At 32.0% G+C, this 25,631-nt stretch carries 21 protein-coding genes; 15 read left to right on the top strand and 6 right to left on the bottom strand.

Translation table 11 applies throughout. The features are described from left to right. Window positions 1-120 precede the first annotated feature (120 nt). Window positions 121-1,587 carry a poly(R)-hydroxyalkanoic acid synthase subunit PhaE gene (locus WAF17_RS11230; protein WP_338770094.1) on the bottom strand — a complete coding sequence of 489 codons (1,467 nt, stop codon included), beginning with the start codon at window positions 1,585-1,587 and terminating at the stop codon, window positions 121-123. A gap of 797 nt (window positions 1,588-2,384) precedes the next feature. Between WAF17_RS11230 and WAF17_RS11225 the strand changes: the two genes are divergently transcribed. The 7 genes from WAF17_RS11225 (at window position 2,385) to WAF17_RS11195 (ending at window position 12,736) form a co-directional block, all read left to right on the top strand. Beyond that, window positions 2,385-6,017, top strand: a complete 3,633-nt coding sequence (locus WAF17_RS11225; protein ID WP_338770092.1) for a GMC family oxidoreductase N-terminal domain-containing protein — start codon at window positions 2,385-2,387, stop codon at window positions 6,015-6,017. 111 nt (window positions 6,018-6,128) lie between these two features. Next, entirely contained in the window at window positions 6,129-7,244 is a 1,116-nt protein-coding gene (locus tag WAF17_RS11220) for an alkane 1-monooxygenase (RefSeq protein WP_338770090.1), read from the top strand. A gap of 164 nt (window positions 7,245-7,408) precedes the next feature. Continuing rightward, window positions 7,409-8,146 carry a UDP-2,3-diacylglucosamine diphosphatase gene (locus WAF17_RS11215; RefSeq protein WP_338770088.1) on the top strand — a complete coding sequence of 246 codons (738 nt, stop codon included), beginning with the start codon at window positions 7,409-7,411 and terminating at the stop codon, window positions 8,144-8,146. 234 nt (window positions 8,147-8,380) lie between these two features. After that, on the top strand, window positions 8,381-10,483 hold the full coding sequence (locus tag WAF17_RS11210; protein WP_338770085.1) for a 7TM diverse intracellular signaling domain-containing protein: 2,103 nt from the start codon (window positions 8,381-8,383) through the stop codon (window positions 10,481-10,483). Between the two features lie 12 nt (window positions 10,484-10,495). Further along, window positions 10,496-11,290, top strand: coding sequence for an SDR family oxidoreductase (locus WAF17_RS11205; protein ID WP_338770082.1), 795 nt, complete (start codon window positions 10,496-10,498; stop codon window positions 11,288-11,290). A 345-nt stretch (window positions 11,291-11,635) separates the two neighbouring features. Further along, entirely contained in the window at window positions 11,636-12,040 is a 405-nt protein-coding gene (locus WAF17_RS11200) for an MmcQ/YjbR family DNA-binding protein (protein ID WP_338770078.1), read from the top strand. A gap of 219 nt (window positions 12,041-12,259) precedes the next feature. Further along, entirely contained in the window at window positions 12,260-12,736 is a 477-nt protein-coding gene (locus WAF17_RS11195) for a hypothetical protein (protein ID WP_338770075.1), read from the top strand. 135 nt (window positions 12,737-12,871) lie between these two features. Here the strand turns inward: WAF17_RS11195 and WAF17_RS11190 are convergent, their stop codons facing one another. Beyond that, on the bottom strand, window positions 12,872-13,171 hold the full coding sequence (locus tag WAF17_RS11190) for an antibiotic biosynthesis monooxygenase family protein (RefSeq protein WP_338770073.1): 300 nt from the start codon (window positions 13,169-13,171) through the stop codon (window positions 12,872-12,874). A 168-nt stretch (window positions 13,172-13,339) separates the two neighbouring features. Here WAF17_RS11190 and WAF17_RS11185 point away from each other — a divergent pair, with 168 nt between their 5' ends. The 3 genes from WAF17_RS11185 to pyrR all read left to right on the top strand — a co-directional run bounded on the left by WAF17_RS11185 (window position 13,340) and on the right by pyrR (window position 18,145). Next, complete coding sequence (locus WAF17_RS11185; RefSeq protein ID WP_338770070.1) at window positions 13,340-14,191, top strand: metal ABC transporter permease; 852 nt, start codon at window positions 13,340-13,342, stop codon at window positions 14,189-14,191. A 493-nt stretch (window positions 14,192-14,684) separates the two neighbouring features. Continuing rightward, the gene (locus WAF17_RS11180) at window positions 14,685-17,576 is read left to right on the top strand and encodes a DNA translocase FtsK 4TM domain-containing protein (RefSeq protein ID WP_338770067.1); all 2,892 of its coding nucleotides are present in this window, start codon (window positions 14,685-14,687) and stop codon (window positions 17,574-17,576) included. A 35-nt stretch (window positions 17,577-17,611) separates the two neighbouring features. Further along, entirely contained in the window at window positions 17,612-18,145 is a 534-nt protein-coding gene (gene pyrR / locus WAF17_RS11175) for a bifunctional pyr operon transcriptional regulator/uracil phosphoribosyltransferase PyrR (protein WP_338770064.1), read from the top strand. A gap of 90 nt (window positions 18,146-18,235) precedes the next feature. Here the strand turns inward: pyrR and WAF17_RS11170 are convergent, their stop codons facing one another. Then, window positions 18,236-18,661: a hypothetical protein gene (locus WAF17_RS11170; RefSeq protein WP_338770062.1), complete on the bottom strand. Its 426-nt coding sequence runs from the start codon at window positions 18,659-18,661 to the stop codon at window positions 18,236-18,238. A gap of 13 nt (window positions 18,662-18,674) precedes the next feature. After that, entirely contained in the window at window positions 18,675-19,643 is a 969-nt protein-coding gene (locus WAF17_RS11165) for an energy transducer TonB (RefSeq protein WP_338770060.1), read from the bottom strand. A gap of 286 nt (window positions 19,644-19,929) precedes the next feature. Here WAF17_RS11165 and WAF17_RS11160 point away from each other — a divergent pair, with 286 nt between their 5' ends. The 4 genes from WAF17_RS11160 to WAF17_RS11145 all read left to right on the top strand — a co-directional run bounded on the left by WAF17_RS11160 (window position 19,930) and on the right by WAF17_RS11145 (window position 22,522). Further along, entirely contained in the window at window positions 19,930-20,454 is a 525-nt protein-coding gene (locus WAF17_RS11160) for a hypothetical protein (protein WP_338770058.1), read from the top strand. A gap of 77 nt (window positions 20,455-20,531) precedes the next feature. Next, entirely contained in the window at window positions 20,532-20,963 is a 432-nt protein-coding gene (locus WAF17_RS11155) for a hypothetical protein (RefSeq protein WP_338770056.1), read from the top strand. Window positions 20,964-21,025: 62 nt separating this feature from the next. After that, window positions 21,026-21,835: a hypothetical protein gene (locus tag WAF17_RS11150; RefSeq protein ID WP_338770054.1), complete on the top strand. Its 810-nt coding sequence runs from the start codon at window positions 21,026-21,028 to the stop codon at window positions 21,833-21,835. 87 nt (window positions 21,836-21,922) lie between these two features. After that, window positions 21,923-22,522, top strand: a complete 600-nt coding sequence (locus WAF17_RS11145) for a hypothetical protein (protein ID WP_338770051.1) — start codon at window positions 21,923-21,925, stop codon at window positions 22,520-22,522. A 63-nt stretch (window positions 22,523-22,585) separates the two neighbouring features. On the opposite strand, the gene WAF17_RS11140 is transcribed toward WAF17_RS11145, so the two are convergent. Beyond that, the gene (locus WAF17_RS11140) at window positions 22,586-23,767 is read right to left on the bottom strand and encodes a zinc finger Ran-binding domain-containing protein (RefSeq protein WP_338770048.1); all 1,182 of its coding nucleotides are present in this window, start codon (window positions 23,765-23,767) and stop codon (window positions 22,586-22,588) included. Window positions 23,768-23,929: 162 nt separating this feature from the next. Here WAF17_RS11140 and WAF17_RS11135 point away from each other — a divergent pair, with 162 nt between their 5' ends. Then, on the top strand, window positions 23,930-25,045 hold the full coding sequence (locus tag WAF17_RS11135; RefSeq protein WP_338770046.1) for a hypothetical protein: 1,116 nt from the start codon (window positions 23,930-23,932) through the stop codon (window positions 25,043-25,045). A 123-nt stretch (window positions 25,046-25,168) separates the two neighbouring features. Here the strand turns inward: WAF17_RS11135 and WAF17_RS11130 are convergent, their stop codons facing one another. Beyond that, a complete protein-coding gene (locus WAF17_RS11130) occupies window positions 25,169-25,585 on the bottom strand; it encodes a hypothetical protein (protein WP_338770043.1) in 417 nt (138 codons plus the stop codon). Between the last annotated feature and the right edge of the window lie 46 nt (window positions 25,586-25,631).

The raw sequence follows: 25,631 nt of genomic DNA, 5'->3' as shown, positions 1-25,631 counted from the left end.
TTTGCTTGAAGGAAATGTTAGATTTCACTTACAATAAAGTTTTACTGAAAAAACTTTATTCACATGCTGAATAACTACTCTAATTCAGAATGATTTAGGTTTTTACAATTCAACTCAAAACTATTTTGTAGTTTTTTTACGAGTTGTAGTTGTTTTTGTAGCAGCAGTTTTTGATGCTGGTGCTTTTGCAGACGAAGTAGCTTCTGCATTGTTTTCTAGCTCACGAATACGAGCCTTCAATGCGTGTACTTGTTTTGCAAGTTCATCAATTTCAGAATTCAAAACTACAGGATAAGGAGAAAGAACTTGTTCCATTCCTTTGTTGAAGCTTGTTTTTAAATCTAATTGAAGAGCCAAAACCTCGCCTTGTAATTTAGAAAATTCGTCGCCTTTGAAAATATCAATCATATTTCCTTCTAAGTGATTGAGCCAGTTCATATAGAACTCATTGTATGTATTTACGTTTCCGTCTTTTGCTGCCTCAAACATTTTAGTCATAAACTCTTCCGAACTATCTTTTACTGTTTTACCAATAATAGCATTCATATCTGCCATTTTAGTTTGGTAATCAAAAAGAATAGTCTGCATTTGAGAGAAAAGTTTGATTGACTCTTTTTCTTTGCTTGGAGGCATTAATTTATAAAACGGAGCATACATTTTTTCCATACGCTCATATATTTCTTTACCAAATTGAGGGTTCATCATGTTCATGTCTTGCATGTTCATGTTTTCCATCATTTTAGACATGTCAAAGTTTTTCATGTCTGTTGGCATCATAGAAGAGAATTTTTCGATCATTTCTTTGTAAGGAGCGAACATTGGGTTGTTTGTCATCGTATTGCGATATTGCTCAACCATTTTGTTCATTTGTTCACTCATTTGGCTAAAATTAGCAAATCCAAACTGTGAAGGATTTTGAGCAAACATTCCTTTTGCCATTTCTTGCAATTTGTCCATATTCATCATTTTGAAATACTGTTGTACATCAAAATTTTTGTTTTCAGTCATTTGCATAAATGGCTTCCACATTTCGTAGGCATCGAAATATGTTTTTGCTCCTTTAGTCATGTTTTCAAAAGCTTCTTGCATAGGTTGCATTGCTTTGAAAGCAGGATTAGAAGTCATCATTTTTTTGCTCTCATTCATCATTTGGGTAGTAGAATCTAACCAAGTTTTGTAAGAGCTAGTCATCATTTCTTGCACTTTTGTTGCATTTTCTTGAATGTTCATAGGATTCTGACCGTTTGTATTAGTCATCTGAACCATTTGCATCTGACGGTCAGCCATTTCACTCATTGTATCCATCCACTTTTTAGAAAGTGATGATTGTTGTTCCATTAGTTGAGTTACTTGTTCTGGCATAGTGTCAGAAGAAATTGTTTTTCCTTTTTCTACTGCTTCAGAAATGATACTTTTTTGGTTGTCATACCAATTTTTATACATGTCCGTAGCTTGCTCCATTACTTTGCCTTCTTTGGCAGCTTCTTGGAGCTGACGAGTAGAGCCTACCCAGTTTTCCACGATTTTGTTTTGAGTAGTTGCCCAAAAATCTAACATTTCCTTCGTAGAATCCATTACGTTTGCCATAGTATATTTAAAAATTTAATTGGTAAAAAATAAGCACTTATCAAATGTACGAGGTATTTTTGAGACTACAAAATTATGTATGTAAGCAGCTAAATCTCTCATTTTGAGTGAAATAGCTGAATAATTTTGTGAAAAATTTAATAAAAAAAAGAATATTTGGGGATTTGTTAAAATGACAGTATAAAAGTGATGTTTTATTATGAAAATAGTGATTTTAAAAAGTTGCACAATAATCCAAGGTTCTGTAAATCAATAAATTATAACTCAAAAAAAATCATTTTTTTTGCTAAAAGCAGCTAAAAGGGTTTCAAAAAGTGAAACTATTGTATCAGTATTAAAAGAGTGTTAAGTTTTAACAAGGATAATAATTTTTACCCAAATTTTAGAAAATGATAGAGAGTTTAGTCTAATACTATTCTTACAATATATACAAATACTACTTGATACTTCTCTTTCTTGACTGACCTAGCTAAAAGTAGGTTAGATACAGTAGATCAGACTGAACACGAGTTGTGAGTCTATCAATCAAAAGATAATTATCTACATTTATTGAAATACTTATATATATATATATATAAAACACCTTGATTTAAAAATAAAAAAAATTTTTTTTGTTAAAAAATCACTTCTTAATTTTGTCTATTTAGATTCTTACAATCACTACTTATATAATTGATTTATAATTACTTGTGATATTTTTTTTAATAAAAAGTTAAGTATTTAGTTTTATTTTTTTTAAAAAAGCATTACCTTTGAAGTATCTTAATCCTTACATTAAAAATTGATATGACCTAATAATGAAAAGAAAACGTTTATCCAAGTCTATTGACAATATCAAACCTCACTACGATGTTGTTATTATTGGTTCTGGTTATGGAGGTTCTATCGCAGCCTCACGCCTTTCTCGTTTAGGAAAAAAAGTCTGTTTATTAGAACGTGGTAAAGAATACTTAACAGGTGAGTTTCCAGACTCTTCATCCAAAGCACTTCCTCATACACAACTTCATTATGGAGATATTCATTTGGGTTCAAAAACAGGGTTGTATGATTTTTGGGCAAGTAAAGATATAAATGTAGTCAAAGGCTGTGGGCTTGGTGGAGGCTCTCTTGTAAATGCAAATGTGTCTATTCGTCCAGAAAACTGGGTTCTTGAAGATGAGACTTTCCCAAAAGAAATAAGAGAAGAGGTACACTATAAAGAAAGTGATTTGAATCAAGGATTTGAGTTAGCTACTCAAATGTTAAAACCCAATCCTTATCCTAGCTCATTTCCAAAACTCAAAAAATTAGAGGCTTTTAAAGAATCAGCTAGAAAACTAAACCTACCTTTTAAATTAGCAAATATCAATGTGAATTTTGATATTAATGGGAAAAATCATGTAGGAGTAGAACAAAAGCCTTGTAATATGTGTGGAAATTGTAGTATGGGCTGTAATCAAGGAGCTAAAAACACGACCATGATAAATTATTTGCCTGATGCAGTAACTCATGGTGCATCTATTTTTACACAAACATCTGTTCAATACGTAGAAAAAAATCAAACAGAGTGGGTGGTTCATTTTGATATTTTGGAAACAGATGCAACACACAAAAATATGTTTGTAAGGGCTAAAACAGTGATTTTAGCAGCAGGAACATTAGGTTCTACTGAAATTATGTTGCGTTCTAAACAAAAAGGATTACAAGTTTCTAATCAAATAGGAAAGCATTTTTCAGGTAATGGAGATGCTGTGTCTCAAGCATACAATACCTCAGTCGAAATAAACGGCATTTCAACTTTAAAGCCTAACTCAAAAGATCCAGTAGGGCCGAGTATCACAGGAATTATAGATATCAAAGATGCAGAAAACTTAGAGCAGCAAATGCTTATGGAAGAAGGTACTATTGCCCAAATAATGTCTAGTTGGTTACCTTTTACAGTAAGTGGTTTTGCTGCCACAACAGGTGTACGTGATAGCAAAATAGATATTCATCAAATAAAAAGAAGATGGCAGACCATTTTACAGGGTACTCATAAGGGAGCAACTCAAAATACACAAACCCTACTTGTAATGGGACACGACGATGCAGGTGGAGTATTATCTTTAAAAAATAATTCCCTTCATATGGAATGGGAAAGTATCCGAACACATGAAAACCAAAAGTTAGCTAATGAACGAATGCACGAGCATACCAAGACATTAGGAGGTACTTATGTTCCTAGCCCAACTTGGAATAAGTTTTTTAAGTATGTTGCCACTACAGCACACCCATTGGGTGGTTGTGCTATGGGCGAAGAAGCTCAGAAAGGTGTCGTAAATCACAAAGGGCAAGTATTCTCCTCAGAAGAGGGAAAAGCAGTTTATGATAATCTGTATGTGGCAGATGGAGCAATACTTCCTCGTTCTTTGGGTTCAAATCCCCTACTTACCATTTCAGCTTTGGCAGAACGAATTTGTAGAATTATGGCAAAGGAAAAAGGTTGGGGCGAAATTCCATATATCTTTACAGCAAATAAAGAATTACCAACTACTAATAAAGTAGAAAATAATTCTTCAAAAAAACAAATTGATGAAATCGACTTGAAAGAAATACAAGAAGAAAACCTTGTGAAGAAAGAATATACGGAAACTTTGTCTAATAAGGTATATTCTAAAACCATTTTTTCTAAGGCAAAAGGTATGCAAGCCGAACAAACACAAGTTTCTTTTTTAGAAAAAGAAGTAAAAACAACACCTTCAAGCAAAGCTGAGATTAGTGATACTTCTAATAAGTTAGGCATTTCTTTTACTGAAACAATGAAAGGGTATTTTTCTACATCAGAAAAAGAAGATTATAAGAAAGCCTATAAAGAAGGAAAGAAAAAAAAATCAATTCTCAGTACTACACTTACCATAATTTGTAACGATGTAGAGTTTATGGTAAAAGATAAAAATCATAGTTCATCATTTATTGGCACAATGACCATTCCAACACTTTCTGATCAGCCTTTTACAATACTTGGAGGAAAGTTTGGACTTTTTGTGGAGAGCAAAGAAGAGATGGAAACTAAATATATGCGCTATACTTCTAAGCTCTTTGATCACGACGGAAAAGTATTTTTCTTTGAAGGTTTCAAAATCATACAACCTAAAGCGATATGGAAGGCATGGAAAGATACCACAACGTTGCATGTAACTATTTATGAAGGAGACTCTGCTAAAGGAAAAGTAGCAGGAAAAGGTATCATTCGTATTTTTGTAAGCGAATTTATAAAGCAACTTTACAGTATGCGAGCCTTACATACCACAAAAATTTCTCAAAAAACTAAAGCATTATATACATTTCTAAATTTCTTTACTATGTCTATCTTTCAAACGTATGGAGGGGTACTTGCTCCAAACCAAAATTATAACGCACGTACGCAAGAACGGAAAAAAAGAGAACTCCATGCTCCTGCTCCAACTTTTCATGACTTCACAACTTCTGATGGTTTGAATTTAAAACTCACTCGTTATCAAGGAGGAACAAAAGGACCGATATTACTCTCTCATGGTTTTAGTGTTTCTGGAAAGATTTTTCAGATTGATACGATTGAAAAAAATATGGTAGAATACCTTTGTGAAAATAATTATGATGTTTGGATAATGGAATATCGAACTAGCATAGAATTAGAAAGCTCATTCGACCAGTGTACAGCAGATGATATTGCTCTCAAAGATTACCCTGCTGCTGTGGAAAAAGTCTTGGAAATTACTCAAAAGAAAAATTTACAAATTCTCTCACATTGTGTCGGAACACTTACAGCACTTATGGCAATCATGGGAGGCTTAAAGGGAGTTCGTTCATTACTTTGTATGCAAGTGGGAACAGATGTTATTGGGGGCACACAAGTTAAACTCAAAGCACTAGCAAGAGTACCTACACTTTTGAAAAAAATAGGTGGAAAAAGAATTACTGCCTATACAGATAGTGATGCAGGCTTTTGGGATAATCTATTAAATTTTGGTGTGAGAATATATTCTACTGTTATTGGTGCAGGTACAAAAGACCCTATCGCCAATCGAGTAACATTTATGTTTTCTAAACTGTATCAAAAGAAAAATATAAACCCAAATACATTCAAGGCTTTCCATGAGATGTTTGGAGTAGCTAACTTTACTACCTATGAGCAACTCAATACCTTTGCTCTTAAAAAAGAAATTCGAAATGCAAAAGGAGAAGATACATATCTTCCACATGCAAAGGAAAGATTAAATATTCCAATTTGTTTTATTCACGGAGAATACAATAAGGTTTTTAATCCTAAAGCAACTAAAAAATCTCAAGAAAGGCTACAAAAACTCAACCCAAAACAAGAATATACACGTTGTTTGATTGAAGGTTATGGACACCAAGACTGTATCATTGGAAACAATGCTTACAAAGATGTTTTTCCTCACATTATTGCTCATTTTGATAAAACCAATTAATTAAATTTTTCTGCAGTAGTGCTTAAAGCAATCTCATTAAACCCTTGATTTACAAAATGAATTAAGGGTTTTATACAGTAATTTCTAATCATTAAAAATGTATTTAAAATTATGAACAAGTTAAAAAAATTAGGTTTCTTAACAGCCTTTCTCAATCCTACTTTAATTGTATTAGGATATCATTTGGGTGGTTTATGGAATTTTTCTGCATTTGCATTTGCTTATCTTCTTATTCCTATTGCTGATGAAATTATAGGCAAAGATCATGATAATATCAGTCATGATGATATAGATGAGATTTCTAATGAAGGTTTCTTTAATGCAATCTTATATGTTTTAATGTATATCCAAATAGCACTAATTGTTTGGGGTTCTTATATAGCATCAGAGTTTTTACTTACTCCTATAGAAATGGTCGGTTTTGTACTGAGTGTGATGACATTCACAACTGGAGGAATCAATGTGGCTCACGAATTAGGACATAAGAAAAATAAAATAGGTCGATTTCACAGCAAACTAACTTTAATGACAGTCTGTTATATGCACTTTTATATTGAGCATAACCAAGGACATCACGTAAATGTAGCTACTCCTCATGACCCTGCGACAAGTAGAAAAGGACAAATTTTTTATACTTTTTGGTTTCAATCTGTAATAGGAGGTTGGATAAGTGCTTGGAATATAGAAAAACGTCGTCTCAAACGTGTTAATTTATCACTTTGGAATCCTATTCATAATCAAATGTTACAATACATTATTTTCCCTTTACTTTTCTTAACAGCACTTGTGACTATATTTAGTATTACGAGTGGAGCTTTTGCATGGCTAGTTCCTATCTTTTTCTTTGCACAGAGTTTTATGGCATTTTCGTCTTTAGAAGCTGTTAATTATATAGAACATTATGGAATACAAAGAAAAGAAATATCAAAAGGTCGTTATGAACGTGTCAATCCTTTACACTCTTGGAACTCTAATCATTTGGTAAGTAATTGGCTTCTTTTTCAGTTGCAGAGGCATTCTGACCACCATGCTTATGCAGCACGCCCTTATCAAGTATTAAGACACTTTGATGAGAGTCCACAACTTCCTTTTGGTTACCCTGTAATGATTTTGATATCACTTATACCACCACTTTGGTTTAAAATAATGGACAAACGTTTGGAAGCATGGCAAGCACAATCACTTGATGCCAAACATATTGAAGAAGTAGTAAAAAGAACTGCTTAAAAGATGATATTAAAAAAGTAAAAGCATTAACAAGGGTTCTGAGTTCTGATAATTCTTGAATACTTATTAATGCTTTTAGACTTTCTACTCATCTTATTTCTCTATTCTTTTCCAAAAATAAAAATTAGATACTTTAATTATAAAGCAACTTATCATTTGATTACATGAAACGTAAAGTAGAAATCGTAATTCTTTCAGATATCCACTTGGGTACGTATGGTGCAAGGGTAAAAGATTTACTCAACTACTTAGAAAGCATTGAACCTCAAACACTTATACTCAATGGGGATATTATAGATGTATTGCAATTTTCTAAATCTTATTTTCCTAACTCTCATCTTCAAGTAATTCAAAAAGTATTGGCATGGGTGCAAAAAGGAATAAAAACGTATTACATAGTAGGAAATCATGACGATATCTTTAGAAAATTTATAGGTTTCCAAGCTGCTGGAATAACCATTACAGATGATTTAGAACTAGAGATTGGCAATCAAAAAATATTTATTTTTCATGGAGATGCCTTTGATGGAAAACTAGCTAGAATAAGATTACTAAATAAAATGGGAGCAAATGGATATGGAAGTGTTATATTGATGAATAAGGCTATTAATTTTTTGATTCGGAAGCTAGTAAGGAAAGAAGTTTTTATTTCAAAATATTTAAAAAACAAATCCAAACGTTTTCTAAAAAATAACACTAAGTTTGAAGAGGAGATAATTTCTCTAGCTATCAAAAATGGATATGATAGTATTATCTGTGGACATTTACACTATCCTATCATCAAACGTATAGAAAAAGAGGGAAAACAAATTAACTACCTCAATTCAGGAGACTGGGTAGAAAGCCTTACTTCAATAGAGTATCACAATAAAGAATGGAAATTATATCAACATAATTATTGATTTTTTGTATATATATATGACTGTTTTTTTTTTTTCGTTACTTTTCTGTCAAAAGTTCTAATTTTTCGATAATTTAATCTTCATAGAAAGTTATTTTTACTAAATTAGCTGTATTAAAGCACTTATTCTAGTCTATACACTATTACTACATTGCAAAACAAACAACATATAAATACATTTTATATAAATAAGCACCTTTTAGTTTTCGTGCTATTTATTTTATCTTTATGTTCTATGGCGTCTAGTTTTGGACAATCTATTCCAACTACGCTTCTTTCCGATTCTACAAAGGAATATACCCTTACAGAAAAAATAGGAATTTTTAGAGAAAAAAATCAGAAAGCAGAAACAATTAATTCAATTCAAAATATTGATTTTGAAATAGAGGGTAAAGAAGTAATTACTGTAAATGATGATAAAGATGGTTTTTGGCTAAAGATACCTGTCCACAATCAAACAAATCTTAAAAAGTGGTATTTAGAAATTGGTAGTGGACATGGAGATTTTGAATTTTATATACCTCAGAAGAACACACAGAAAGGCAAAATCACATACAAAAAAATAGTTTTAGCAGAAAAAACACCTTTTTCTCAACGTATAATTCAAACAGATAGATTTATTGTGCCTCTCTATTTAGACTCCAATAAACCTATTACAATTTATGCTCGTGGAGAGAGCAACTATTTTCAAGCTCCTATTCGTATTGCTCCGTTACAGTATTATTTTGAAAGAGATCATAAGGTAGATATTGCTGAAGGTATTTATTATGGTTTTGTATTGGTCATGTTTCTATATAATCTTTTTGTCTATTTTACTCTTAGAGAAAAGGGATATTTATTTTATGTAGCATACTTACTTTCTTTCGGGTTTGCAATGGCACAAATACGTGGTCATGGATTTGAATTTTTATGGTTTGCTTTTCCTGTCGTTAATTTTTATGCCCCTATTTTCTATGCTCTTTCTGGAGTATTTGCAGCCTTATTCTTAATTAACTTCCTTCATACTAAAAAACATTCAAAGTTTTTTCACATTACACTTAATATTGTTTTAGGGATTTTTATCTTAGCTGGTGTTACTAATATTTTAGGTTTAAAAAATGTTGCTTCTTCTATCAATCAAATTGCAGGGGGCATTTCTGCTATCAATTCATTAGCTGCTGCTATTTACGTTTATTATGTGGGGTATAAACCTGCAAAGTATATCATTTTAGCGTGGTCTTGGTACTTGGTAGGTGTAGTTTTATTTGTTCTATCAGGAGCTGGAATAATTCCTTACAACACTTTTACATCAAGTGGAATTTTACTTGGCTCTGCTATTGAAATGGTTTTGCTTTCTGTTGCCCTAGCTGCCAAAATAGATTATTACAAACAGAAACAAGTAGAAACACAAGAAAAGCTACTAAAAACATCAGAAGAACATAGAGAGTTTGTAGAAACACAAAATAAACGATTAGAAGACCGAGTAGTAGAACGAACCGAAGAACTAAATGTAGTTAATGAAGAACTCTCAGTAAACCTTGAACGACTACATGAACAAAATATAGTCATTGAGAAGAAAAATCATAATATTACTGCAAGTATAAATTATGCAAAACGTATTCAACAAGCGATGCTACCTCGTTTGGAAGAAATCAAAAGTGTTTTACCAAACTCATTCGTGTTTTTTGAGCCTAGAGATATTGTTTCTGGAGACTTTTATTATTTTCAGAAAATCAATAATAAAATAGTCATTGGTGCGATTGATTGTACAGGGCACGGTGTTCCAGGAGCATTTATGTCTTTGATTGGTAATGATTTATTAAACGAAATTGTAGAATCAAAATTGGTAACTAAGGCTGCTCATATTTTAGATAGATTAGATGAAGGAATTACAAAAGTGCTTCGCCAAACAGATACACAAATTCGGGATGGAATGGATGCAGCTTTTTGTGTTTATGATTTAGAAACTCAAGTGATGGAATATGCAGGAGCTAGAAATCCTCTTATTTATATTCAAAATGGAGAGTTAAAAACAATAAAGGCAGACCGACAGTCTGTTGGTGGAAACCTTATTAAGAATCAACACAACAAAAAAGCATTTACTAATCATACATTAGATATTACACAAAAAACAAGTTTCTATTTGTTTACAGATGGTTTTCAAGACCAATTCGGAGGAGATAATGATAAAAAGTTTACGATTAAGCGTTTTAGAGAAGTTCTTTCAGAAGCCTCGAAACTACCTTTTTCAGAACAAAAAGATTTTTTAAAAAATACACTCAAAAATTGGATAGGTTATACTAATAAACAAATTGATGATATTCTAGTATTCGGATTTGAGATAAATAAACCAAAATAATCATATAAATAAATGCTCTTAGACCTAACAGACAAAATAGCCTTAGTAGCAGGAAGTACACAGGGAATTGGATTTGCAACAGCTCAACTTTTTGCAGGGAGTGGTGCAACAGTAATTCTTTTGGCACGTAATGAAGAAAAATTAAAAAACATAGTTTCAGAACTTCCAACACCAAAAAATCAAAAACATGGTTACTTAGTAGCTGATTTTTCTTCTCCCAAAACTCTGCAAGAAACCCTTAGTGAAATACAAAAAGCAAAAACTTTTGAAGGAGCGCATATTTTAGTAAATAATACAGGAGGACCACCTCCAAACAAAGCACATGAAGCCTCTTTACAATCTTTTAGAGATGCTTTTGAGCAACATCTTATCTGTAATCAAATATTGGTACAGGCTCTTTTTCCTTTCATGAAAGAAGAAGCATTTGGAAGGATTATCAATGTTATTTCTACAAGCGTAAAACAGCCAATTGAGAACTTAGGTGTTTCCAATACAATACGTGCAGCCGTTGCAAACTGGGCAAAAACACTTTCTTTTGAAGTAGCTCAATATGGAATAACAGTAAATAATGTCTTGCCTGGAACTACTTCTACATCAAGATTAGATGCAATTATTCAAAACAAAGCTAAGGGCAATAACATTTCTGAAGAACAAGCAGCACACCAAATGAAACAGTCTATTCCTGCACAACGTTTTGCAGAAGCTGAGGAGGTTGCAAGTGCAATTTTGTTTTTGGCATCAGATAAAGCAAGTTATATAAATGGAATCAATCTTCCTGTCGATGGTGGAAGAACAAGAAGTTTATAGACAGTATGCAAAAATTAACTTCAAGAATAGTTTAATTTACTTAAACAAAAAAAAGGCTGTTCCCAATCGGGAACAGCTTTTTGCTTCCTCTTTCTGCTTAATTGTCTAACTTTAATTTAATAAAGTATAATGAATTGCTACATATACAATGACTTAAAAAGTGTGTCGTGATGATAGCTATAAAAATATTTTGGTTAGCTTTACAACTATAATCAATAGTTATACTATCAAATTTAGTATAAATACTATTAATATGCAAGTTTTGTTTAGAATTTCATCAACAAAAACTATTATTATTTTAAATTCTAAACAAAATTAAATTTTTTCATTAAAAATTAATATACTATGGATATAGAATCATTTAGAGATTTTTGTCTTTCTTTTCCTGCTGTTACAGAAGGATTACCGTTTGGAGAAGATACTTTAGTGTTTAAAGTAGAAGGAAAAATGTTTGCCCTCATCAATCTCAAAAGACCTGATAGTTTCAATGTAAAATGCAATCCAGAGAAAGCTGTGGAGTTACGTGAAAAATACGATTGTGTAAAGGCAGGGTATCACATGAATAAGAAACATTGGAATACAGTATATTTTGGAGGAATATATTCTGAATTTGAGGATGCTTTAACAGAAAAACAACTCAAACATTGGATTCGACATTCTTACGAGCTTGTTATTAGTAAACTTCCAAAGAAGGTTAGAACAGTATTACATAGCGAACTAGAAAAAATGGGTTCAGAAAATGACCATTAGTATAGAAAAAGTAAATAGAGATAAGACACAAAATAAAGTAAGTGTTACTAAAGTAAGAATTAGTTAGAAACTCAAAAAAATGGCAACTATTTTTCTGAAGTGTCCGTATATACAAACAGAATTTCACAACAACTACTAAATATTTAAAATAATTTTTAAGGTTTTAAGTTGCTAACATTCAATTTGTTAGAGATTATAATTCCTGCATTTAACCTATCTATGATACTCAATAATTTTTCTAACTCTTCATTCAATATGTTTAACTCTACTCAACCTACTCTAACTCTAAATACTACTGATATTTCTTCTCTTGTAGGTGTTGTATTCGAATTTTTTGCCAATCCAAACGAAAATAACCTTATTGTTCTCAAAAACAATACACAGAAGTTAATAGAAATGAATGAGTCTGTTGAAAAACTAAAGAATTGGGCTTGGCAACATGCTGATTTAGAGTATTCAAAAAGACAGTTCCATAAAACACAAGAAGTAGAAAAAGTAGTAGAAACAACATACAATTCATTAGGCATATTAATGAAAAGTAATGTTTCAGAACCTATCAGTGATTTTCTTCAACAGTTTGAACAATTACTCAAAAATCTACAATCTTACCTTTCTATCTTAGAAAATGACTTGAAAAAGGAAGAAATTAAAGAAGAATTAAAGACACTCAATAAACGTAAATTCAATATTGCATAAAAAATCATTGAAAATTAAAATATACAGAAAAGGAATAGCATTTTAGACAATGCTATTCCTTTTTTATTATCCTAATTATTCTCCCTGCCATTGTTGGTGTTTTAGCGAAGCGACACCAACAATAAACAGATTCTATCACTCTACCAAAGATTTCTGAAATGAAGAAAAAGCAACAGGTTTATCAGCAAACCATTGTTTTGTCTTTTTCCATACTTTTCCAAAAAGCTCTGATTTTCTGTAATTATTTAGCTTTTCTTCGCTTTCCCAATGGCTGTATGTCAAGAAAATACATGGATTGTGAGCATCTTGCCATAATTCTAGGTGTTTACATCCTTCAAAATGACGGATTTTTTGTTTGTTTTCTTCAAAATTATCAACAAAATCTTGAATATGTTTTTCTTCAAAAGTCATTCTAACAACACGCAATAAGTTCATTTTTTTTTGATTTAAAAGGTTATCAAAACTTTATAGTAAATTTGTTTTAGATTTATCTAACTTTTAGGTTAGAATTATCTTTATAGGTAACTCATTTTTAACTAATGAGGGTAGAATATACAAATTTATGTATTCTATTTTTAGTCAAGTTTTTAGTCAATTTTTTTAATGAATGATTTTCAGATAATACTGGTCGGTATTTTGGTTGCCGTTAGCTGTGCTATTTTAGGGTGTTTTTTAGTTTTACGTAAAATGGCGATGGTGGGTGATGCAATTTCTCATGCTGTTTTGCCTGGGATTGTGATTGCTTTTTTGATTGTTCAGCGTTTCGATTCTATTTTTATGCTGATTGGTGCTGCTATTTTAGGAGTTTTTACTACACTTTTAATAGAGTTTTTACACAAACAAGGCAAATTACAGACTGATGCGTCTATTGGAGTTTCTTTCACTTCTCTTTTTGCTTTAGGTGTAATTCTGATTTCAGTTTTTGCCAGTAAAGTTGATTTAGATGCTGAATGTGTACTTTTTGGAGAAATTGCTTATGTTCCCCTTCACGTTTGGCGTGTAGATTTGGGAGAGGGGGCAATACTAAATTTGGGCGCAAAGGCTGCTTGGTGGATTGGCTCTGTTTTGATGATTATTCTAACTTTTGTTATTATTTTCTATAAAGAAATGCTACTCACTACCTTTGACCCTGATTTTGCTTCTGCCATTGGAATAAATGTTTCAGTCTGGCATTACTCACTTATGAGTTTGGTTTCCTTGGCTACGGTAGCAGCTTTTGAGTCAGTGGGAGCTGTTTTGGTACTTTCTTTTTTGGTTGTTCCTCCAGCAACAGCTTACCTACTAACAACGAATTTCAAAAAAATGCTTTTTCTTTCCTGTTTTATTGGAATCATTACAGCAATTTTGGGATATTATACAGCTTCTTTTCTGAATGCTTCTATTGCAGGTTCTATGACAAGTATTGCAGGTCTTATTTTTACACTCGTTTTTGTATTTATTAGACTCAAAAAATAGCTGTATCTATAAAAGCTAGGACTTTCATTTTCTTTTTTTACAGAAAACAAATTAAAATACCAACATCTTAAACTGTAGTTAAATTATTTAATTAAAAATTTATTTGCTTTTCTGTTCCGTAGGAACTTTATATTGGTAGTAGATAAAAGAAAATGAAAAATTGTATTGTGTTCCGTTAGGAACTACATATTGGTAATTTTAAGATTTTTAACACAAAATGCAATAAATATATAACTCCTAACAGAGTAAAAGATGAAATTTCTCAATAACCTTACGGCTATGCTTTCTCCACTAACGATAACTTACCACAATTTTAAAAAACGAAGGTATAGTATTCTAAAAATTGAGTTTTTGATAAAAATTTAAGCAAAAAAAATAAAATATAGTAGCAAAAATGCTAAAAATTGCTATTTTTGTTAGTTACTCGTTCTACTTCTAAAAGTAGTTATTACTATAATTTTATACGAGCCAGTATTTTATACATTCATTTTTTATGGCAGATAATTCATTTAAAGATTCCGTTTTCGATAATCAAAATCCTTCTCAAGAAACAGAAGAAAAAGCAATAGAAAATGGAAATACAGAAAGCCTTACTTCTTCATTTTCTAACAAAATGAAGGCTCTTTTTTCGTCTTCTAGTCAATCTTTTGGTCAAGATACTACGAGCGATAATTCTTTTTCAATAGTTAATTTAATTTCTGCAATTGGTATTTGGGTTTTTGTTTTGCTTTTGGGAGTTTCTTTTGTCTCTTTTATTTATACAGGGGAGGCAGACCAAAGTCTAGTTTTAGGGATTTTTTCAGATACACCTACACAAGATACTCCTCAAAATTGGTTAGGAATGTTTGGAGCTATAGTTTCTCATTTCTTAATTGAACGTTGGTTTGGAATTGGAGCTTTTTTACTCTTGGTTATTGGCACAACGGCTGGACTTGTCTTGATAAAAAAGTATGAATTTAATAACTGGAAAGAGCTATCATTTAGTTTGTTTTTTGTGATTTTCTTGATGAGTTCTATTTTGGGTTATTTGGTATATATGACCGAAACTCAAACAGCTTGGGCATTTCTTTGTGGTGGCATTGGTTATGCTCTTTCAGCTCTTTTTGGACAGATTTTTACACCTATTTTTATCATTACTGCCTTAATTGGTTTTGGTTATTTCTTTGGAAAAGACCGTCTGAATATAGAATTATATACTAACTTTTCTGATAAAAAAGACAAAGAAAAAAGAGAACAAAAACAAAAAGCAACTCTTCAAAACCCTGTTCCTTCGGCTTCTGTTGATGCTTTTAAAGAAATTGAGGCAAGTGAAACCAAAACTCAAACTGATGAGGATAATAAAATTGAAGAAGATAATCAAACTCAAAGTTCTTCTTCTAAACAAAATATAGAGGTTATAGACCCTACGCAAAAACAGCCAAATGTAACAATAACAGACGATACAAAAGTTGAGAAAAAACAATCTTTCTTTGATAAAATGTTTGGTAATACTACTGATGCTACAAACAAAGAAGAGTCTAAAAAAGAAGCTAGAAAACAAGAAAATCCGTTTGAAAGCAACACCAAGATAAAAGATAATCTCAATAGACAGCTTCCTCAAAAAGAACTCAAAAACGAACAGTTTGGAAAAGAAGAAAATGACTTAAAGAGCGAAATACAAAAAGCAAAAGAAGAAGCAAATAGTAAGAGTAAATTCAATAAAAAAGACGGAAAAAAAGAAGAAGACAAAAAAGATGAAAACGGATTCTTCATTCCATCAGCTAGAGATTTCGGAATTTCTGATACAGAAAAAAAGGAAAAAGAAACAGAAAATGAAGACAATCCTTTTGCTATTCATATTCCTTCTACCAAAACACCAAAAGAGGAAGTTTCAGAAGAAAAAGTAGAAAATACAATACAGAACACTCAAAGAGAAGACGAAAACACAACAACTCAAAATCAAGAAATTGAAGAAGTTCAAAACACCAATTCAGAAAAAGAAGAAGAGCTAGATTTGGATTTGCCAATGCCTCCTTCTGTCAGTAGAGTAAAAGATTTGTACGGCGAGAATGTCGAAGAGCTAATAGAAGAAGAAGATGGAAAATCTCTTTATGCAGGTATTACGCCTTACAATCCGAATGATGAACTTCCAAAATATGCCACTCCTCCAACCGATTTATTAGATAATCCTGTTGTGAAAAAGCATCAAATTGATAAAGGAGAACTCAATGAAACAAAAATGAGAATCGAACAGACTCTCAAAAATTTCAAGATTGATATAAAAAGAATTCACGCAGAAGTAGGACCAACTGTTACACTTTATGAAATTGTACCAGCACCAGGGGTAAAAATTGCACAAATTCGAAATTTGGGAGATGATATTGCACTCAATCTTTCAGCTTTAGGTATTCGAATCATTGCACCAATGCCAGGAAAGGGAACTATCGGAATTGAAGTTCCTAACAAAAACAGAGAAATTGTTCCTCTTCGAACGCTTTTAGAACACGAATCTTTTAGACATTCTAGAAAAGAGTTACCTTTAGTTTTGGGACGAGACATTTCAAATGAAATTTTTATTACCGACCTTGCCAAAATGCCCCATCTTCTTATTGGAGGAGCAACAGGACAAGGAAAATCAGTAGGTATAAATGTAATCTTGACTTCGTTAATTTATAAAAAACACCCTAGCGAACTCAAATTTGTGATGATTGACCCAAAAAAGGTAGAGTTTTCACTTTTCTCAAAACTAGAGAAACATTATCTAGCACACCTTCCAAATGCAGAACCAATTGTTACAGATTCGGTAGATGCTGTCAAAACATTAGAAGCTCTTTGTAGAGAAATGGATAGCCGTTACGACCTTCTGAAAGATGGCGATTGTAGAAATGTAAAGGAATACAATCAAAAATTCAAAACGCATCAGCTTCTGGACGAACACCATCGTTATTTGCCTTATATTGTTTTGGTTATTGATGAACTTGCCGATTTGATGATTATTGCAGGAAAAGCAGCCGAAAAACCAATTGCAAGACTAGCTCAAATGGCTCGTGCTATCGGAATTCATTTGGTTGTCGCTACGCAACGTCCGTCAGTAAATGTGGTTACAGGTATTATAAAAGCCAATTTTCCTGCTCGTATGGCATTTCGTGTTACTTCAAAAATTGACTCTAGGATTATTTTAGATACTGGTGGAGCAGAGCAGCTTGTTGGGCAGGGCGATATGTTGCTTTCCAATGGCTCGGATATTTTACGTCTGCAATGTGCCTTTGTAGATACGCCAGAGGTAGAACGAATTTGTAAGCATATTAAAGAACAAAAAGGTTTTTCTGCAGCCTATCCATTGCCAGAAGAAACGAGTTTTGATGTTGCAGATGACGAATATTTGGCTGGTGATGAACTTTTTTAGAATATAGAAATTTAGTAAATTCAATTATTACTACAATGAAAAGATTACTTTTTTCTTCAACATTATTAGACCTTACTGTAAGCCGTCTGTGTGAACAACTCATCGAAAACTATTCAGATTTTTCTGATACTGTTCTTTTGGGGATTCAGCCACGAGGAACACTCTTTGCAGAGCGCATTCATCAGCGTTTAGAAAGTCGTTTGAATAAAAAAATTCCTTTTGGAAAGCTGGATGTTACTTTTTATAGAGATGATTTTAGGAGAAGAAACGAGCCTTTGAGAGCCAATATGACAGAAGTTCCTTTTGTAATAGAAGACAAAAAAGTCATTTTGATAGATGATGTTCTTTATACAGGAAGAACAATCAGTGCAGCAATGAGCGCAATGGCAGCATTTGGAAGACCTAAAAAAGTAGATTTATTGGTGTTGATTGATAGAAAATATACAAGAGATTTACCAATTGCTCCCAACTACACAGGAAAAACTGTAAATACTATTTTATCCGAACACATAGAGGTAGAATGGACACAAGAAGGAGCAAAAGAAGATAAAATTTGGCTGATTTCTTAATTAGTAGCAAGTTATCGTCGGTGGAGACACCGACAATGGCAAAATAGCCGTTGTTGGTGTCCCCACCAACGACAAATATCTATCTTATGTTTATTCTGAAAGACGGAGAATAATAGGCAAACTCATTCTATAAAACACTTTTTTTCCTTTATGAACAGCAGGTTTCCAAGTATAATTCTCGCTTATAGAATCTAAAGTTTTCAAAAACCCTTCATTATTTTTTTTAGAGAAATTACTTTTTAATATTTTAAAATCTGTCATTTTTCCTGTTGTATCTATTACAAATTCTATAAAAACTCTTGAACCTGTTACATTAGATTTCTCTGCTAGTTTTAGATTTTTACTTATGATTTTATAAAAATTATCTTGTCCTCCTTCAAAAATAGGACGGTTTTCTGCTATTGTATAAATTTTAGTTTCTTCTATCTGTGTAGTATCTTTTTGCTGTCCAAAAACAGGAAAATTAACAAGTAAGACTAGAGAAAAAATTAAAAATCTACATATCAAAATTTTCATACTGATTGATATTTTATTTTTTAAAGGTAATAAACATAGCTAATCGCACTTTATATTTCTTTCCTGTCTTAGAATCTATTCTCGGTTTCCAAGAGTGACTTTCGTTTATCAAATTCATTACCCTCAAGGTTTCTTTACTATTTTCTTCATTTGGACTTTCTTTTACTTCAAAATCTATCATTTTTCCTGTTGTGTCCACTACAAACCAAAGTAAAACACGCCCTTCTTTTCCTCCTTTGGGAAATTGTAAATTTTTTTCAATTATTTCATTAAAATTACCCCAACCTCCTTCAAAAATAGGGTTAGAAGAAGCGTCAAAACTAAAAACTTCTTCTTCCTCCTCTTCCTCTCTTTTTATTTCAACAGCAGGAATTTTAATCGAATCAAGAAAAGATAAATCAAGTAATACATTTTGTAAAGAATCATTTATTTCTATTGGAATCGTATTCTCTTCTTTAAAAAAAATAGGAATACTCATTCTAACTTTCACTTTTTTGCCTCGCTGTTCGGCAGGTTTCCAACTATAATTTTCACTTATCAAAGTCATTATTCGCAATGCTTCTTTGTCGTTTTCTTCTGATAGACCTTTTATTACTTTTATTTCTGATACTTTTCCTGTTTTCTCAACTACAAACTGAATAAAAACTCGTCCTTCTTTCATTGTTTCTGAAAAACGCATTTGATTATTTACAACTTCTTTGAAATAATCCATTCCTCCTTCAAAAACAGCATTTTGTTCCATATATAATATACAACAAAAAGGAGCTTCTTCTTTTTCTTCTTCAAGTGATTCAATAGGTTCATTTACTACATCTTCAATACTTATTTCAATATCTTTATAAAAACCCTCTGGATGCTGTTCTACTTCTATAATTTCCTCTTCTTCCTCATTTTGAGTTTGTCCAAAAACAGAGAAATTAGAGACAAAACAAATAAAAAATACTAAAAATAAACAAGCAAAAAATTGTGTAAATCGTTTCATAAAATTGAGTTATCAAATCAGATAAAAAATAACTCAAGTTATGTATCACAGACTTCCTAGTCTGTGTAACTAGTAAAATGCTATTTATTCAGACTAGGAAGTCTGAAATACTTGTAGCCCACAAATTGAATTATAAAAATAAAGAATCTACTTTTTACAATTCAGAGAAGCGAAGAAAGTAACATTCTAGGTTTTTTAATTTCTAAAATTTTGTTTTTGTAGTTACTTTGTTATTGTTTTTGAAACAGAATTTGATTATTATGCACACTCAAATACTATTCAATTTATGATTTTTGAAACAGACCCAGATTTACACGAGCGTTTTATGAAAGTTGATTTAATTATCAAAGAGAATAAAATTGGTGAAGCTACAAAGGAGTTACAACAAATGCTTAGAGAAAACCCTACTTTTGGTAAGGCATATAATCATTTGGGTTGGATTTATCACAACAAATTCCAAGAGTATAAAAATGCTGAAGAATGTTATAAATTAGCTTTACAACATTCACCTGCTTACCCTCCTGTTTATTATAATTATGCTGTTTTATTGTCTTCTATGAAGTCATTTGACGAGCTGAAAAAAATATTAAGCAAAGCTCTAGAGTGTGAGGGAGTTAATTTGGGTACAATCCATAACGAATATGGAATTATGTATGAAATAGAAGCACACTATTCAAAGGCAATTGAATCATACAATGAGAGTATAAAGTATCTTTTTGATAATGGACTCATCGAAAGGCGTTTGGACTCTATCGAAAGATGTAAAAGAAAAAGTGGAATCTTTGGTGGTTCACACGTTTCGGATAGGTAATAAATAGTTCGCTCGTGAGGACACAAGCAACAGTAAATTTCATAATTCACAATTTATAATTCACAACTTGAAAAGTTATGGCAGTAGAAGATTCAAATGATCCAATAAATGGAGGAAGTGGTGCAGTTGTTCCAACTAACACAAATGTAGAGCGTGTTGAAAAAACAAATGTGGACAAACTCCAAGATTTTATTAAATATGTTGAAGAGCGTGTTGTGGACTTGACAAACCTAGAAATCAAGACCATTGTAGGCGATTTTGATGTAGATGTAGATGAAAAAGTTTCTTTACGAAGAGACAATGATTATAAACTCATGAACAGTCGTATCAATCTAATTGATGGAGACATTACAACACATATTAGCAAAGAGCTAGTAAGTGATGAATATGAGTGGATGCGTAATTTTCATGCACACAAAGAAGAAAAAGGACACGAAATTATTCAAGGAAATATACAGGCAATTGCTTCTCTGATTGACCTTTTTAGAGAGCTTAATTCAGAAAAATAAATAATGATTAATTTTAAATCAATTTATTTTATTTTAATCATTTCTAAGGGCAGAATTTTTCTATGAAAAAGGATTTTATTACCAATTTAGCAAACGACCTTCTACGTTTAGAGGTAAATACTATCGTAAAAGACCAATTATTGTGCGACAAACCTCGTTCGCATCGTTGGGTTTTGCACGACATAGCAACAGATTATCGTGAGTTATTAACTTCTTATACCGTTTCGCCTGTTACTCCAGGTATAGGAGAAGAGAGTGGAGTGATAAGAAAAGAATTCAAGAATTTGAACTCTGGTCTAAATTCTTTTTTAGAAATCCAGCATTTTGCAGAAGTCAAAAGAGATGAATTTAAAGTCGAATTGCAACGTGTGCAACTAACTGAAAACCAAGTAGATGCACTCAACGAACGAGTGATGCTTTGTGAGCGTGTTGTTAGACAGAGCCAACAGGTAATTGATATGTTTTTAGATTTGCAAAATACTTCTCAAGACCCTATTGAAAGTGATAATGAATTTCCTGCCATGCGCTTGAATCACTTAAAAGATTTGAACCTTTCTCCTGACCAAGTTTCTATTATTCGAAAAGCGCATGAAATCGGAACGCAGCGAGTTTTGCTTCAAACAGTTGTTCAGGTAGAGGGAGATATTACTTCCTATATTACAACACGCTTTTTGCATTTTCCAGAACGAGAACAAAAAATGATTAAAGAAGTACATGAATCTTCTATCATGACCTCAATTCGAATGTGGCAATATTTATTTCAAGCTGTCTCTAGGTTGGCAGGAACTGTTTTTACTAGTGTAACAGGCAAACAAGTAAATACAGGAAGTGCTGCTGATAATCTGACAAACAAACCAAAGCGAATAGGATAAAATAAATTGAAAATTCAGTTCTTATATTTGTACTTTTGATTCTGAATTAGTTATCATAATTCTAAACTCTAAACTCTACCTTCTAAATTGGTTACTTGGCAAATAATCTTAAAAAATTTCTGGGTTCAATTTAAAAGATGGCTAGACATTCGTTTGGGTTATATTTCTGCTGCGCCACGTCTTATTTTATATTTTATCGAAATTCTGCGTTATGGAGCTTATACCATTGATACTGAATTTGAATATGTTTTGGAAGATGGCGTAAGTACCGAAAAGTTTTTGATGAGAACACTCATTGAACTAGACGGAGATGTTACTAATCTTGTTCCTGACCCAACAAGATACAAAGGAGAAGCTTGGTTTTGTTGTTTTGAAGATGCTTTCAAATTACATTCAGAAAATATCAAATTTTTCTTTATGAAGTTAGAAGAAAGTGCTACTTTTTGGGCATTCATGACTACTCTTCCCTTAATTATTGCTGTCAATTACCGTTTATTAGAAGATATTTGGATTTTCATCACAACAGGAGAGTTTTCAGAAAAACTACAAGAGCAAGTCTTACAAATTGGTCTTTTTATCGCTTCTGCCATTCTTCTACCTCAACTTATCAGACTTCTTATTCCTCGCCTTTTGGCTTTTATCTTGAAACGAATTCAAAAATATTTGGAAGAAGAAGAGAAAAAGTAAAACTAGTTTATCATTTCTTCTCTTAAAACACTATTTTTCTTTTCTATAAAACAACGTCATTAATCACTTCCAATGCTTAACAAAAGCAGCTCTCCACATAAAAAAGCGAATAGAACAATACAAAGGAGCTAAAATAAATCCTGCAATTGAACCAAAAAAGATTACTAAGAAAATAAGTAGTTTAGTCAGAATCTGAACACCTACAGCTTTTATAGTCGGAATTTGCCTTTTCAGAGGTGCAAAAACATATAAATTAGCACCCAAAATAGCAATAGCAATTCCTAAAATTGGAACAAAACCCAATGCTATACTCAAAGGAAACCAAAGTGCATAGCGTTTTTGTACAAACATAATATAGGCTTTTCTATTTTCAGAACTATTCAAAATATGCTCTTTTTTACACGTAGGACAAACTTTTTTATTTGTTTTTATGGCACAATACCCACAGCGTTCTTGAGTAAGAAGACTAAGCATTTGTTTTTTTCTAGCTTTCGCATCATCATTTATTTGTTCTTCTTTTTTCTGTCCTAAAAAGCCTATTTTATAGATTTCTTTCTGTGGAGTATGGCAGTTGCTACATTCTAATGCAAAAGGAGGGTTTTTATGCTGACAAGACGAACACGTAATTTTTTGTTTTTCTTCATTAGACTGAATTTTTCGCTGCCATAAATATAAAACTCCTACAACAATTCCGAAGAAAATAACAGCACCAATTCCTGTTGCTAAAAGTAAAAAGAAACCAAAAAACACAAAAGTATCTTCGATGCTAGAAAAGATAAAGTTTAGAAAAAGGTCGCCATCTCCATCAATTTCTAGAAGCCATTCTTGTATTCTTGTTCTCAAAATTGTTAGCCCATAGACAGCACCTGCCGTAAAGAAAATCATTACATAATCTCCCATTCCAGCTTGATAAATCCCTTGCATAATCGCTTGTGAGTCATTATCGACAACACCTAAAAGCATTATTGAATAAATAATTGGCTTTAAAAACGGTTCTGCTTGTAGCCAAAGAGCTTTTATATCTGTATTTTTATCTGCCAAAATTTCCAAAACAGCCAAAATACCGAGAACTATAATTACAGGTGTTTTTGTAATGAAAAGGTCAGCAGCAGGAGCATCAACTTCTGCAAAAGAAAAGAAATTTGGAAATCTAAAAAGTAATGAAGTCAGAAAAGCAGGAAGAAAGGCACGAGAAGCAAACAGGGGAATTGTTCCAATGGCATGTAAAATGACAGCTAAAGACATAATAAGTAGGGAGTAAAAGTGGAAGTTTTAGGAGTAAAATAAATAAACTAATATTAATGTTTTTGTCTGTTATTAAACAATAAAGCTACTATTATGTTAATATAATGTATAATTGTCAATGAATTAATTGGCAACCATTTTTTAACCTTAACTTTTTATAGCATGAATCGCAACGAAATAATCGAACTCGCCTCACAAGAATCAAAACATTGCCTTAGTATTTATATTCCGACCCATCAAAAAGGACACGAAGTAAAAGAAGGACACGACAAAATTAATTTAAAAAATCAAATTAAAGAAGCTAGTAACAAACTAGAACAAAAAGGACTTAAAGAAAACGAAATTACAGAATTTTTGAAACCTGTTCAAAATCTTTTAGAAGATAGAGATTTTTGGTCAAACCAACAGCAAGGATTAGGAATTTTTGTTGGAGATAATTTTTTCAAAACGGTTTCTTTGCCCTACGAAGTAGAAGCTCATACGACGGTAAACGGACGTATGCATGTAAAAGAACTCATGAGAGATATGGCAGATAGCGACAATATGTATTACGTTTTGCGCCTTTCTCAGCACAAACCTACTGCTTTTATGGTTTCAAATGGTGCAATTTCGCCTATTGTTTGTGATATGCCACAGGATATCGAAGAAGTTACCAAATTTTATGAGGTAGAAAAAGAAGTGCAAGGTCGTCCTTATACAGGAAATGCAACTCACGCCAATGCACCAATAGAAAACCGAGAAAAAGAATTTGTTCTTGAGTTTTTTAGAAAAATAGATGAAGCCATTCGTCCAGCCATTAACACTGGTGGAAGTTATGTTCCTTTAGTCTTAGTAGGCGATGAGCGTATGCACGCCATTTATGAAGAAGCCAATACGTATCCAAATTTGATTGCACATCAGTTTACCAAAAACTTTGATAATCATTCAGAAAAAGAAATTTTGGAAGCTGTTAATCCTGCTATTTCACTTCGTTTTTCAGAAGATAGAAATAAGAAAATGGAAGAGTATAATTCAAAAACAAAACCAACTGTTTCAGAAGTTGCTGATGTAGTAGAAGCTGCTTACGAAGGTCGTGTAGATACACTTTTTGTAGGAAAAGGACATCGCTGGGGAGAATTTGATAAAGAAAATTATAAAGTAAGAACTAATCAAGGCGATGAATGTCTTTACAATGAAGCTGCTTTTCATACACTCAAAAACGGAGGAGAAGTCTTTGTAGATGATGCTGAAAAGGTAATGGGAGGACAAGAAGAAATCGCAGCTCTTTTGAGAAACTAAATTTATATTTTTTCTAAAGGGTACGCTACAAAAAAACCAATTTCACTTTTGATGAAATTGGTTTTTTTGTGTGTAATACTTTTTATCGTTGATGAGGACAGGGACACTAACAATGGTATAAAATTAAAAACGAGGAAATATGTCATGAGGGTTATCGATTCTAAACCATTGTCCATCATGAAATGCAGCACCTTCTGGATTTTCAAACCACATAGCTATTTCATCTTTCTCCTTATCATATATTATTAGACCAACAAAATCATCCAAATATAACTTTGAAGACGCATTTTCTAAACCTTCTATTTCAAATAATAGACTATCAAATTGATGAGCATTATAATCATCTTTATTATAAACAAATGGTTTAGATGTAAAACTATAACGATAGCCTTTTTTATAGCGTTTAACATTTATGCTTTCAACACTTTTAAAACCTCTAAAAATTCGCAAAATCTCGTTTCTCTCTGTTTCTTTTGTTCGGTAATAGTTTTGACAAGAAGTAAAAGCCAAAATAAGGAAAAGTAAAATTATATTTTTCATAAGAAATTTGTCTTTAACTGGTAACTGATTACTACTTACTGGCAAA

Origin of the sequence: Bernardetia sp. ABR2-2B (assembly GCF_037126435.1) — a bacterium.
GTDB lineage: Bacteria > Bacteroidota > Bacteroidia > Cytophagales > Bernardetiaceae > Bernardetia.
This window is presented reverse-complemented; position numbering and strand designations above follow the sequence as displayed.